The following is a 13,796-nucleotide window of genomic DNA, read 5'->3' as shown; positions in this document are numbered from 1 at the left end:
TACATGCCTTTCATTGTTTAAAGATGCTTGCTCACGTTAAATTTTCAGAATATGTATAATATTCTTTGGATATGTCGATAATGGATATGGAATGAAAGGATGATAAGCATGAAGTGGCTTGTAATTGGGATCGGGATTCTATTATTGATTATTTTGTTTATATTGTTTTTGAAAATATCTTTGAAAATTACTTTCTTATATACAGAAATAGAAAAACAGTGTTTACTACAAGTGAAAATATGGAAATTTAAATATACGTTTGATGTGTTAGAAAGAATAGAAAAGCAGCAAAAAAAGACTGGACAAAAAATTGAAAAAGCAGAAGAAGAGGGCGGTATTGAAAATAAAGTAATGGCACAGATTGATAGTATTGGAGAGATAGTAAAAAAGTTGCAAGAGATTCATTCTGTACTTAAAAAAAATCTGAAAAAGTTTAAAATAAATCAATGGAGATGGCATTCACAAATTGGAACAGGGGACGCAGCTAGTACTGGAATCATAACAGGTTTTGCGTGGTCAATAAAAGGAATGGTTGTCGGAATTGCTGGAGAATATATGCATATTATTGATATACCAGAGCTTGAAATTACGCCTGTATTTCAAGGGAAAGGTTTTGCATCTAGGTGCGAATTAACAGCGTCATTTCATATTTATCGTTCGATAATAATGGTATTTATGTTATTTATGTTTATGAAAAAGCAACAATCCGTTAGCACAGAAGAATCGGCTCAGACATAAAGGCTGACAATGAAAAAAGAATTTTATTTATTTCGTTCAACCTCAGCAAATTTTTAAGTGCTTTTTAGTTATTTACATGCAGTTTTATTATTATATTTTGCCTATACAATATTTATGCGCGGTACGGGAGATTTTAAAACGCTATTTTAGTTCTTAATTGTTAGTAAGTCATAAACACCATTTTATTACTTATTCTTATTTTTGACTGGATAGGAATACTTGATTTATATATATATATGGGTTTTCTTACGCTTCTGTTATCTCAACAATTGTAACATTTGTTGTTATGCTTATTTAAAGAAGAATCATCTACTTTAATTAGATGAGACAGTACGAAAATATCTTCGTATGGATTTAGATTTATTAAAACTATTATTATGTTTTGGGATTCCAGCAAGTATTAATATGATAATTGTTTTGTTAAAAGAAATATCTTGGATATTATTATGTTTAACAGCAGTTAGAAGAAAAGGTATGTTTAGCAGTACCATGTATTGTTTGAAAAGATGAATACTAGTTTGTTTTACATATTTTCAGAAAAACTACACAACCTATTTATAAGTCCTTTTAATTATTGACTTCACTCTTTTTGTAATGAGAAAGCAACTTATCACAATTGACTGACTCATTAACCCCACATACAGGCAAAGATTCTTTGCCTGTCATATTTGTATATCTTTTTTGATTTGACTCATACTATTAATGAATCCCTTTACCAATACGAATCATGTTGATATTTTCTAAATATTTTCCTCTCTTTAGGACAAGCGGTTAGCTTGTCCTATTTGCGTTGCGAGCAATATTTTCATGTGCCTTTTCCTTATTCACTAAATTTTATTTGTTAATATTAAAAATAAAAATTGGAACATTATAAAAATGTTCCGCGCTATTATGTGGGTACAAAAGGAGGATATAAAATGGACAAACGAACTGAGAAAAAAGTGGAAGCTGTAGCACGTAAAGCTGCTGATTTAGAAGTTTCACAAGAATTAACTAGTCTTAAAAATCAAATTCAACAGTTGCAACACTCGTTATCTCAAGCATCTCAAGGCCAACAGATGGGCGGTCAACAAATGGGTGGGCAACAAGGCTTACAGCAAGCCAATCAACTCATGCAACAAATGCAACAATTTAGCCAACAATCTCAGCAACAAATGCAACAGGCTGATCAACAATTACAGCAAACTATTCAACAAGCAATTCAAACACTAAACCAAGGATTACAATATTTACAGTCTAATCAAACATTAAGCCAAATAAATCAAGCCATTTCTCAAGCTCAATCGCAAGTTGATCAAATGGGCGAGCAACAAGGCCAACAAATGGGCGGGCAACAAGGCCAACAAATGGGCGGACAACAAGGCCAACAAATGGGTGGACAACAAGGCCAACAAATGGGTGGACAACAAGGTCAGCAAATGGGCGGTCAACAAGATCAACAATTAGGTAGTCAACAACAATTTCACTAAGAATGTTCTTAGTGATTTAAGCAACAATAAATTTTTTATATCTTATATAACAGTAAGCAAACTCCAATTTCTTTTTGTTAGTTATTATTAAGATTCAATAAATGGCAATATAAATGTTTGAAAGAGCACTTTTCATAGTGCTCTTATTTTTTATTGGTTCAGAAAATGATTAATCAAAAAACGTTTCTAGCCAGTCTTATTAATTGCCTCCGTATGCTATCTTTTTAAGTGTTTCAAAAGGTAAACGTTGTGGAATATGTTTATTATTTATAAGTCTAAAATGAGTTTTACAAAATGTTAAACTCATGAAATCCACTGATATCATTGGGTTTTTATTTGGATATTTAACGACTTGTTTTGTAAACTATAAAATGATGTAAACTTAGTTTTACTTTTTACAGATGAATCTTCCTAAACAGTTTTGAGTTGTAGGTTAGTAACTAGAAACGAAATCAATTTTTATTGACTTACAATTTGAATTTTATTAAGGAATAAAAAGAGCCTATACTTCAATGAAGTATAGGGGGAGAGAATAAAATCAATCAGTTATTAATTTCGAATAGATACTTAAATCGATGAATTTTCCATTTGATTTTTCACTTTTTCTTAGAGTTCCTTCTAATGTGAATTTTAATTTTTTTAACACGCTTATGGAATTTAGATTTTCAGGTTCAACTTTTGCTTCAATGCGGTTTAGCTTTAAATCAGTAAATGCATAGTTTAATAAAGCGGAGATTGCCTCAGGTGCGTATCCTTTGCCCCAAAATGCTTTTGAAATATCATAACCAATCTCAGTTTTAGAGTTTTCAAAATCTAAGAAATTATAACCACATGAACCAATGATTTGATTAGATTTTGTTTCGATAATAGTAAATCGGAGCGCTTTATTACTTTGAGCCAGCTCGTTTAGAAATTTAATCATGTCTTTTGCTTGATTCTCAGTAGTGAAATTAATAATATTCATGAATTTCGTAACATCTGGATCAGACCATATTTTAAATAAACTTAATGAATCGGATTCTTCTGTTTTTCTTAAATGTAATCTTTGTGTGTATAATTCTGTAATCAATACTTTTACCTCCATTATATTGGTGATGGGTAGATTAAAAATATTGATATCTGCGCATAATTCAGCCCTTTCTACTCTTAGTTATTTTTTATTATACATGAGATAAATAGAGAGAGGGACTTATGTGATTTTTTATATCAACTTTGTTTCTTAATTGTTTCTTCCATTTAATAGCTCACGTGATTTTATTAAAATGAAAGGAGAAAAACTCATGAATAGAAAGGATATTTAGTGAAAATTTATTCAAAGAGAAAGCCTTTTTCTTTACTTCAAATACCGGTACATGATTGATATTAGCAATAATGGAATAGTTATTTAAACTTTAGGGGAGGAACAATAATATGGCAAAAGTTCTAATATTTAATTTTCCAGGAGAAGGACATATTAATCCGACAATTGCACTTTTCGAAGAACTAATAAAAAGAGGCGAGGAAGTTATTTACTACTGCGTAGAAGAGTATAGAGGGACTTTTTTAAAAAGAGTTAGCTAAAATTCATCACCAAATTTAACTCTGAAATTGATGAACAATGCTGATTATTTAATATAGGATAATGTTTACAAATAATAAAGTTGGGTTTAAAATCTCTTTTTGTCTTTCGCGTACAATTCTTAGAATGACATAGTGCCCCATAATAAAAGGAGAAATGAAATTTGAAATCATCTACAGATAATATTCAAGAAAGTGCAAAATCAAAAAATCAAGGGCAACCAATATGGAAATCAATGTCTATGTTTTTAGTTCCCTTGCTTTTAAGTAATATATTACAATCAGTTGGACAATTGTTTGGTATGGTAGTGGTAGGACGATGGCTTGGTGTGAATGATTTAGCTGCTATTTCAGCGTTTTTTCCATTATTCTTTTTACTTGTATCATTTGTAATTGGGATTGGATCAGGTAGTTCGATTTTAATTGGTCAGGCATTTGGTGCCCGTAATGAAGATCGCTTAAAAGCTATCGTTGGTACGACGCTGACTTTTACCTTTATAATAGGAGCTATTTTGGCAGTGGTAGGAAGTATATTTGCCCTAAATATTATGCGCCTTATGGGTACGCCAGAAAATATAATTGATATGAGTGTGCATTATGCGCGTATCTTATTTATTTCTATGCCAGTTTTATTCTTATATTTTGCCTATACAACATTTATGCGAGGTACAGGAGATTCTAAAACACCATTTTATTTCTTAATTATTAGTACAGCTTTAAATATGATTTTATTACCTATTCTAATTTTTGGCTGGCTAGGAATGCCGAAGTTTGATGTGTATGGGGCCGCTTATGCTTCTGTTATCTCAACAATTGTAACATTTGTTGTTATGCTTATTTATTTAAAGAAGAAGAATCATCCACTGCAATTAGATGAAACAGTACGGAAATATCTTCGCATGGATTGGGATTTATTAAAACTATTATTACGCCTTGGGATTCCAGCGAGTATTAATATGATACTTGTTTCGTTATCTGAGATTGCGGTAATCGCATTTGTGAATCGCTTCGGGTCTGATGCGACTGCTGCATATGGGGTTGTGAACCAGGTTGCAAGTTATGTTCAGATGCCGGCAGTCAGTCTTGGAATTACAGTATCCATTTTCGCAGCGCAATCTATTGGTGCGAATCAATTTAATCGATTACAGAAAGTTATTCGAGCTGGTATTGTTATGAACTATATAATTGGTGGTATATTAATCGCTCTTATTTACTTGTTTTCAAGAGAAATCCTATCGTTATTCTTAACGAGCCCGAATACAATCGAAATTGCACATAGTTTGGTGATGATTACACTTTGGAGTTACTTAATTTTTGGTCATGCTCAAATTATTGGTGCGACAATGCGAGCAAGTGGAACTGTACTATGGCCCACTGTTATCGGTGTCGTATCAATATGGGTTGTAGAAGTTCCAGTTGCTTATTACCTTTCTTATCATACAAATCTTGGTATAAAAGGAATATGGATTGGATATCCAGCTGCATTTATTGTGAGTTTACTTTTGCAATACGGATACTATAAACTTTCATGGCAGAAGAAACGAATTTCACGACTTGTTAGTTAGAATAGAAGGTGAAAAATGAGGTTGTCCCATAAGTCGATTGTAGGAGTATGGCAACATCTCTATCAAGCTAAAAAAACAAAATTCCTCTAAAATGAAAAAAGCTATTCTTTCTGTATAATCCACAAAAAATAGCTTTTTTTCGTTTTAGTTTGATGGGCGTAAGACAGTATTCCTAACTGTGTATATCATATACTATTAAAACAAACAACTTAAGATTGTATTATTTCAACTAACTACAACTTTTTAATGAATTCTTCAATTTTTAAAACTGTGGCAAACTCATCATCTAAAGTTGCTAGTGATATATTATGTATTTGTTCAGATACAAAAATAGGCTGTGGAGAAGACTATCTTCACAGATCGAGAAAACACTTCTCTTAAGATAGAGAAGTGTTTTCCTTCATTCATTATTGTTTAGAGCTAAAAGATTGTGATTTTTTTGCCTCTGATTGTGCATTTTGTTTTTTTACTGCATGCACATCCGTTTCAGTTGCAAATTCTGTACCATAACTAGCATTTGTACTTTGTGTACCTGAAGCTTGTGCTTTCTTTGCTTCGGATTGTGCATTCTCTTGTTTTACTGCTTGTACATTAGTTTCAGTTGCGAATTCTGTACCATAGCTAGCATTTGTGCTTTGGATGCTAGCTCCAGAAGTTGCCTTATTATAACCTTGTTGTTTTTTGTTCATCTTTCTCACCTCCACAATCAATAATATAACCAAACCATTTAATAGCTATTCTTAATTTTATTTTTGGAATACCGCCACATCGCTATCAAGTTAAGAACTTGGTTGCTCCCCAAAACGAAAAAATGTGCTTTTTTGTTACAAGTAGCACAAAGTTTCGTTCTGGGGGTACTATAAAATTTTAGCTTGATGGCTATGGGGCGGGACCCTTATAGGAAACTACAGGACAAAGTATAATATAAAGCACCCGCCAAATTTGAAAAACTTTCAGATGTGGAAGGTTATTCTTGGAATCATTTCCGTATTCCTATCTAGCTGATTTCTGATATTTTGTCAGATATTTCAATGCATTTTCTAAATATCTGACAAAATATCATTGACAGTTTATTAATTTATACATCATTATTAATAATGAAAATCATTATCGAAATTATCGGAGGACTTACTATGCGTACATATTTAAAGACGATACTTAGTTTATTGTCAGCTCTTTTTTAGTGTTCATAGCTGCTTGTGGTAGCAATGAAGTGTCAAAAGAAAAAACAGAGTCAAAATCAAACAAAGTACAAGGTTATACCGTTAAACATGCTATGGGTGAAACAAAGATCACAAAAATTCCTAAACGCGTTGTTGTTTTAACTAACGAAGGAACAGAAGCGATTTTATCAATGGGAGTAAAGCCTGTTGGTGCTGTGAAATCTTGGCTAGGGGATCCATGGTACGATCATATTAAAAGCGATATGAAAGATGTTAAAGTTGTAGGGGTTGAACATGAAGTTAACTTAGAGAAAATTGCATCGTTAAAACCTGATTTAATTATTGGTAATAAGGTACGCCAAGAAAAGGTGTACGATAAATTAAGCGCAATTGCTCCAACAGTATTTTCAGATACACTAGGAGGCGATTGGAAGGAAAACTTTAAATTATATGCAAAAGCTTTACATCGTGAAGAAGAAGGCAACAAAGTATTAAGCAAATTTGATGCACACCTAGAAGGTGTAAAACAAAAATTAGGGGATAAAGTAAATCAAGAAGTTTCTGTTGTCCGTTTCATGGCTGGAACTTCTCGTATTTATTACACAGATTCTTTTTCTGGAGTTATTTTTGATCAATTAGGTTTTAAACGTGTGAAACAGCAAAAAGAGCTTTTTACTGCTAACAGTAAATTTGGCAACCTTGCTATAGATGTAGGAAAAGAAATGATTCCTAAAATGGATGGAGATGTTCTTTTTTACTTTACATATGCTCCAGAAAATGATCAAAAAGCTTTAGATAAAGCAAAAGAAATGACAAGCGATCCTCTTTGGAAAAATCTAAATGCTGTTAAAAATGGAAATGCACATGAAGTTAGTGATGCAGTTTGGAATACCGCTGGTGGTGTAATTGCAGCTAACAAAATGTTAGATGAACTTGAGAAAATTATGCTTCGCAAATAAGGTTTCAACTTCTTAATTTTTTTATATTAAGGCCGGAGAGTATAAAAATACTTTCCGGCTTTTACTATTTTTTAATGGAAACTTTTGAAGGGATAGCACCCCATCGCTATCAAGCTAACAAAATTAAATACCCCCTAAAATGAAAAAATACGCTATTCTTTCTGTAGAAAGACATGAAAGTCTAAACTAAAATCTCATGAATAATCGCTGATAATTGGCCGTTATGATAAATTTCATAGGTACTTTTATGTCTTAATAACGGGACATGAAAGTCTGAATTTTTTTGAAAATAGGATAAGAAACTCTAAACTACTTAGCCATTAATATTACAATATTTGAAAGTAAATCTTTGAATAGAAGTTTACTTTCACAGTTTCAATAAGAAAAACCACAGCAATTTACTGTGGTTTTTTTATTAATGACCAAACTATGTTGTAAATGCTCATAGTATTTTATGTTGGATTTAAAAAAAGTGTTAGAATGTAAATATTTTTAATAAATTTTTTATTTTGGGATTTCTTATGTAGAACATAAATGAGTTAAACAAAAAAACTAGTTTTTTTGTTTGAAAAAATACCATTTTCATCTTAATACATCTCTAATTTCACTTTATTTTATACAAATTTTTATAAAAGGTTCCAAAGTAAACTAATATATATTAGTTTATAGTTTCTTGCTTCAACAAATACGTCAAAGTGAAAGTTTAGACTTTCTTGTCTAAATAGTTTAGAGATTCATGTCCTTGTACACTTGTACAGATGGGGGAAGGGGTAAACTCTTATAATATCAAGTGTTCGTTAAATTCTCATTTAACGTAAACAACAATTGTAGGAATCTAAAATTTTCATTTATCTAATAATCTAAAGAGAGAGTTTTTATATACCAATTAAAGTAGAATTTTAACTATGTATTTTTTATATAATAAAATTAAATATATAATGAATAATGCATGACATTTAAAAACACTAACTCTAGCAGGGAAAATAATAAAAGTTCAGCAATTTTGTATTGCTGAACTTTTATTATTTATTCTTTCCTATTCTTCCTAAGCTATCTTTGATAGTTGTTTCTCCAAGCTGTGTATATAATAAGGCCGTATCCTGGCTGGTATGTCCAAGTTGTTGCATCACTTGTAACGAGTCTTTTTCTTCCATATATAACTTATTTGCCAATGTATGTCTTAATTTATGAGGAGACATTTTTTTGCCAAAGGCTTTAGTATATTTTTCTACTATATCTTGGATAGCCCTAACAGAAAGAGGCTGTGCAGTATGTTTATACTTCGATAAGAATACATTTTGTAATTCTTTCCCGGGAGCATATTTGTTATCTCTAATCTCCATATATTTTTCAAGATCATTTAATGCAATTGGGGTAATCCAAACGGAATCTTCTTTGTTTCCTTTTCGGATTACATCAATTAGTCTTTCTTTTAAGTTTATATCTTCCATGCGGAGATCAGCCAATTCACTTACACGAATACCACTACCAAGAAAGAGGGAGAGGATAGCTACATCACGCTCCTTATCTCTTAGGAAATAGAATAACTGATGTTTTGTTAAAGATTTTTCATGTTCGTACTTAACATAATTCAAAAATTCTTGATCATCATCATTATGGAATATTTTAGACCTCATACGTTTTGCACGAGCATTTAATGTTTCTTTATCTTTATGTATTTCAATTTTAGCCATTACATTTCTATAAAAATAGCATTCTCCATCTTCATTCTCTGATAGGGAGGTGAGGTACTTAAATAAAGACTTTAAGGCCGAAATTTTTCTGTTAACAGAGGAATTCTGCATGTTTTGTTGTAGTTTTAGAAACCTCATAAAGTTCTCAACATCTTTTTTCTTTAAATTCTCCAAATCAGAGAAGGATATGTTTTTAATGGGCTTAAATTCAATAATTTGTTCAGATAATAGCCAATTAAAGAAGACTCTAAAATCATATACATAATTCAGTAGGGTGGAGGGAGAGGCATCATGCAATTCTTTGTACTCCACAAATTCTTCTATGTAAAAGGGCATTTCATTTAAATTCTCGTATAATTTCTTACGATGTACGGATTTTTGACGTTGTTTGCTATAATCCATAAAAATCACCTCATATATACTATAACAGAAAAGGTGCACGAACACAAGTTCGCATTAAATTCAATTTTTACACATACTTATTTACATAATTAAATTATGGGATTCTAGAATATAATCGAAATTAAATAAGGATAGTGTAGTCATTCTAATAAAATTATAGATAAGCACGTGATAAATCTGTATTAAGCTATAAAAATTAGTGTAAAAACTACATATAAATGTATGTAAAATAAAACAATTTTTATATATAAATTCATACAAATAATCAATATATGAAAACAGTTTAAAATTCGGTATCTAACATGAATCGGCTAATTTAAGCATAATTATGAGGGGGTAATTAGATGAACTTAAGAAAAAATCTTATAAATTAAAATGTAATTTACTATAAAAAATATTAATGACTAACTTAGCATTTAATGATTTCTATATAAAGCATGAATTATATAGACACATACCAATATACAGAGCTACATGCTAACGAGCTCGAAATCCCTAAATACTGTATTAGATTTTTATTTATACATCTTATTCTTCGTAAAATTGGTATTTCGTGCGAAGTTTTAAGTGTTTGTTTTTCCCCCTTTTATAAAGGGATCATATACCTTACCTTTCATCAGTACAAATATCTTTTAGTTTCAGATACTTTCAGCAATACATATTAATATTCATTAAATAGTTGCTTATAGGACATAGCCAGTGTATAACATTTTAATACAAAACAGTTAACTTTAACTCCTTAAGACTAAATAGATGGTGTATTTTACAAAATTTAATTGTTGTGATGTCGAAATAGAGCATTTCCTTTAATTCTTTTTATTCTACTTGATTTAGCTGAGCATTCCGCTAAATATTATTTAAATGCAGATTTCAAAATATAACTACTAAATTTCTCATTCTGTCTCAATGATATAAGTATTCTTTTTATTTTGAGATTTATTCACTTGTTTTTTACAAATATCTATGAGATGTGTTATGTAAACTGATTAAAAGTATGTTATTGTAAATACCTTTGCTGTTTTTTAAGTCACATTCCTCCCTACTATATTCACTCAGTGTAACCTCATTCTGTGTGCTTTCTGCTTCATGTAAGTGCGAATCCGTACATCCGCATTCGCACTTACATGATATATGCCAATAATTCTTTATTTTTTCAGATTCATATATTCTTCTAAAGTTAGCTTTTCTTGATATATATTTTCAGCAATATCTCCTACGTAACGTACATGCCAAGGCTCATAAGCATATCCAGTAATATTCTCCTTACCTTTTGGGTAACGAATGATAAACCCTGCACGATGTGCGTTATCTTTTAGCCATTTGCCTTCCTTCGTATTTGCAAAGGATAGCTCTAGTTCATTGTTTGCACTTTTAGATGAAACATCCATTGCTAGCCCTGTTTGATGTTCGCTATGCCCTGGCTTTGCAGAGAAGCGATCCGTATGCTCTTGCCCATTCTTTTTAACATTGCTGGCATACAGACCTTTTTGATACTCATAGGAACGAAATCCTGAAACAGCATTCAACTGAATCCCATCTTGCTTAGCTAAAAAGAAGAGTTTTTCTAACCCTTCCGCTGCTTCTTTGCGAAGATGACTCTTTTCTACCGTTCCACTAAATGAGAACGGTACATTTGGTACAACTAAATCCCCTGGCTTATAGTCATTGGGTAAACCATATTCCTTATTTACTACAGCCTGTATACTAGCAAAAGAGCTTGCTATCTTACTTGAAGTTCCATTTTGCTTTCTATTTTTTTCATTATTTATGGAGTTTTCACTAGTTTCATGGTTTTTCTTATATGGTTCTTTACCAATAGATATATTAGTGTAAACTATAAAGATACCTAATATTACTACTATACAAGTTAAGGTTCCTACTAATTTAAGTCTCATCATTCATTTCCTTCCTGCAACGCCTACTATTACTCATTCATCATATTGTAACCATGTCAAATCCATATTAATTCTCTGTGAACTTTTCTTCATAGCGTATTTCTTAATAGATTGATAGTATATCCTCCATTCTTTTGACACCTTTAAAATATCAGTTCTATTCATACATGTAGAAAAATTTAGGAATTTGTATAATAAGATATAAAGTGTAGCATTCTATTATAGAAGGGTCTTGGTTTAATACTAGGTATTGATGTGAAAAAAACAAAAGAAGAGTTAATAATTTCATGGCAATTGGCGGAGGTTACGATCCCATTAAGTGACGTGCTTGAGGTTACCGAAGATGCTACCTGTGCGGGGGTTAAAGAACCAACTGCAATCCGTATTGGAACAGCATATGGGACAACTGACCGTATATTAATTAGAACTGTAAAACAAAATTATGTATTATTTACTACAAACAAAGTGTCGATTTTAAAAGCTATTCTTGCTTAAATATGGTCATATAAATAGACTCAAACAAAGTTCGAATAAAGCAAAGGAGAGAAGTCATAGAATAGACTCCTCTCCTTTATTTAATTGAAATGAATATTATAATCCATACTCACTTCAGTATAGCTTTTATAACATAAGAACGTCTTACTGTTTTGATTCTGGTATTATTAATTAAATTAAGACCAAATCCACACATCATCATTATTTTGAGTGCTATTGTTTACCTCATGCACTTTTTCGATATGATCCACTGTGTTGTAATTAATAGAAATGCCGCCCCAGCCTACATACTCCATATCAATTTTCACTTTCTCGCCTGTTTTAAATACTTGTCCCTTTGTTAAGAACACGTCAATAACGTCTTTCTCCCCACTTTGTGTTGGATACTCAACTACGACATATTTAGTAGCACTGTCTTCCATCGTACCTACTTCTGATACTTCACCAATCACATAATCAGGTGAGCCATTTTCTTTCAAATGCATACCTAATTTGTTTGTCGTATTCTCAACTTCTGTTGCAACCATATACTCTGTAAAGTTACGCATCATAGATCCAGTCGCTTTTACTTCGTCTCCTACTTTCACATTTGAAAGATTTTCTATATACACACTAACAGGTTCTTCGTATTGTTTAGATTTCACAACAATCACACCATGATCCACTTCTACTACGCGTCCTTCTAACGTCGAGAAATTCGTTTCAATAGAAGCTGCACTCGCTTTTGTTGCTTCTAATCCTGGTAGATTTGTTCCTGATAATGCTGCGAACCCTAAAGCACCTGCTAAGATTAATTTTTTCATACCCATTCGATAACATCTCCATTCATGATGATTGTATTTGTTTGATTGGTGTCACTCAATATGTAATCATTATAGTTACAGGTCGAGTGACATTGCAACCATTTTACACATACAATCTTGCATATCATTATCCTAGAATATAAAAATGAGAGCTCGCGGGCTTTAATTTTAATTAATTTATTTTAATAATAAATTGTAGGTGCCTTTCTACATTTCACATTATCAAGACATAAATAAAAAATGGTTAATACATTAAAGGGCATAACATATTAGTCATAGATAATATGTTATGCCCTTTGTTATCCAACTAACGCACCCGTTAGTTGGATAAAATCACTACGTCTATTACTTCAAATCAGAAGATAACATTCCAAATACAAGACTATCTGTCCATTCATTTTTACTCCAATAATCTTGTATGAAATGAGCTTCTTTTCTCATGCCTATTCGTTCACACAATTTTTGAGAAGCTATATTACGTGCATCAAGATTAGCTTGTATACGATGTACATTAAACTCATCAAATAATGTACATACCAAACTACTTACTGCTTCAGTTGCCAAACCTTTCCCAGCTACTTCATTTGAAAAACAATAACCAATCTCAACAGTGTCTTTCATATCTGTGTACCATACGGAGATATCACCCACTACATTAGTCTTGTATATGACTGCCAAACTTAAATTTGATTCTGTAGTGAGTACATTGTTTGCTAGCTTCTTATCAAATCTTTCCTTCATATCTTCCTGATTCCACTTATTATGTAAAAGGTACTTACATGTATCATCATTATTATAAATAGTAAATACATCCTGTAAATCAGCACTCTTAAAAGGTCTAATTATTAATCTTTCTGTTGTGATTTCCAAGTTGGCTCCCCTCCCTTACATTCATTCTACAAAACATTTTTTATAATATTTAAACCTCCTTCATAGATTTCATCTAGATTACATATTTCATCATAGTAAATTAAAATCCTTCTTCCACTAACTGCACCGTTAGCTACATAAGAAAAAGAGCTACAATCGCAGCTCTTAAATTACTATTGCATCAAT

At 31.4% G+C, this 13,796-nt stretch carries 11 protein-coding genes and 2 pseudogenes; 7 read left to right on the top strand and 6 right to left on the bottom strand.

The window, feature by feature from the left end; all coding sequences use genetic code 11:
* The first annotated feature begins 99 nt into the window (after positions 1-99).
* The 3 genes and pseudogenes from CGQ22_RS18530 (at position 100) to CGQ22_RS18520 (ending at position 2,207) form a co-directional block, all read left to right on the top strand.
* Positions 100-738, top strand: a complete 639-nt coding sequence (locus CGQ22_RS18530; protein ID WP_089149086.1) for a DUF2953 domain-containing protein — start codon at positions 100-102, stop codon at positions 736-738.
* Positions 739-819: 81 nt separating this feature from the next.
* Positions 820-1,233 (top strand): annotated as a pseudogene (locus CGQ22_RS32515) (MATE family efflux transporter); the annotation flags it as partial.
* Between the two features lie 422 nt (positions 1,234-1,655).
* Positions 1,656-2,207 (top strand): hypothetical protein, encoded by a 552-nt coding sequence (locus CGQ22_RS18520; protein ID WP_089149085.1) that lies wholly within the window; start codon positions 1,656-1,658, stop codon positions 2,205-2,207.
* Positions 2,208-2,745: 538 nt separating this feature from the next.
* Here CGQ22_RS18520 and CGQ22_RS18515 read toward each other — a convergent pair.
* A complete protein-coding gene (locus CGQ22_RS18515; RefSeq protein ID WP_089149084.1) occupies positions 2,746-3,276 on the bottom strand; it encodes a GNAT family N-acetyltransferase in 531 nt (176 codons plus the stop codon).
* Positions 3,277-3,617: 341 nt separating this feature from the next.
* Between CGQ22_RS18515 and CGQ22_RS31500 the strand changes: the two are divergent.
* A pseudogene (locus CGQ22_RS31500) lies at positions 3,618-3,740 on the top strand (macrolide family glycosyltransferase); the annotation flags it as partial.
* Between the two features lie 188 nt (positions 3,741-3,928).
* Entirely contained in the window at positions 3,929-5,329 is a 1,401-nt protein-coding gene (locus tag CGQ22_RS18510; RefSeq protein WP_089149083.1) for an MATE family efflux transporter, read from the top strand.
* A 407-nt stretch (positions 5,330-5,736) separates the two neighbouring features.
* On the opposite strand, the gene CGQ22_RS18505 is transcribed toward CGQ22_RS18510, so the two are convergent.
* Complete coding sequence (locus tag CGQ22_RS18505) at positions 5,737-6,033, bottom strand: gamma-type small acid-soluble spore protein (RefSeq protein WP_131251991.1); 297 nt, start codon at positions 6,031-6,033, stop codon at positions 5,737-5,739.
* A 509-nt stretch (positions 6,034-6,542) separates the two neighbouring features.
* Between CGQ22_RS18505 and CGQ22_RS18500 the strand changes: the two genes are divergently transcribed.
* Positions 6,543-7,451, top strand: a complete 909-nt coding sequence (locus CGQ22_RS18500) for an ABC transporter substrate-binding protein (RefSeq protein ID WP_254704111.1) — start codon at positions 6,543-6,545, stop codon at positions 7,449-7,451.
* A 1,022-nt stretch (positions 7,452-8,473) separates the two neighbouring features.
* On the opposite strand, the gene xerS is transcribed toward CGQ22_RS18500, so the two are convergent.
* Both xerS and CGQ22_RS18485 read right to left on the bottom strand, forming a co-directional pair.
* A complete protein-coding gene (xerS, locus tag CGQ22_RS18495) occupies positions 8,474-9,547 on the bottom strand; it encodes a tyrosine recombinase XerS (RefSeq protein WP_089149081.1) in 1,074 nt (357 codons plus the stop codon).
* 1,145 nt (positions 9,548-10,692) lie between these two features.
* Positions 10,693-11,442 (bottom strand): M15 family metallopeptidase, encoded by a 750-nt coding sequence (locus tag CGQ22_RS18485; protein ID WP_089149193.1) that lies wholly within the window; start codon positions 11,440-11,442, stop codon positions 10,693-10,695.
* Positions 11,443-11,682: 240 nt separating this feature from the next.
* Between CGQ22_RS18485 and CGQ22_RS18480 the strand changes: the two genes are divergently transcribed.
* Positions 11,683-11,937, top strand: coding sequence for a SunI/YnzG family protein (locus CGQ22_RS18480; protein ID WP_089149079.1), 255 nt, complete (start codon positions 11,683-11,685; stop codon positions 11,935-11,937).
* A 176-nt stretch (positions 11,938-12,113) separates the two neighbouring features.
* On the opposite strand, the gene CGQ22_RS18475 is transcribed toward CGQ22_RS18480, so the two are convergent.
* The gene (locus tag CGQ22_RS18475; protein WP_089149078.1) at positions 12,114-12,746 is read right to left on the bottom strand and encodes an ATP F0F1 synthase subunit alpha; all 633 of its coding nucleotides are present in this window, start codon (positions 12,744-12,746) and stop codon (positions 12,114-12,116) included.
* Between the two features lie 339 nt (positions 12,747-13,085).
* Positions 13,086-13,610, bottom strand: coding sequence for a GNAT family N-acetyltransferase (locus tag CGQ22_RS18470; RefSeq protein WP_089149077.1), 525 nt, complete (start codon positions 13,608-13,610; stop codon positions 13,086-13,088).
* Positions 13,611-13,796 lie beyond the last annotated feature (186 nt).

The sequence above is a fragment of the Bacillus sp. M13(2017) genome (assembly GCF_002218325.1).
GTDB lineage: Bacteria > Bacillota > Bacilli > Bacillales > Bacillaceae_G > Bacillus_A > Bacillus_A thuringiensis_K.
Note: the sequence above shows the minus strand (reverse complement) of the source record. Positions and strands in the feature narration are given on the sequence as shown.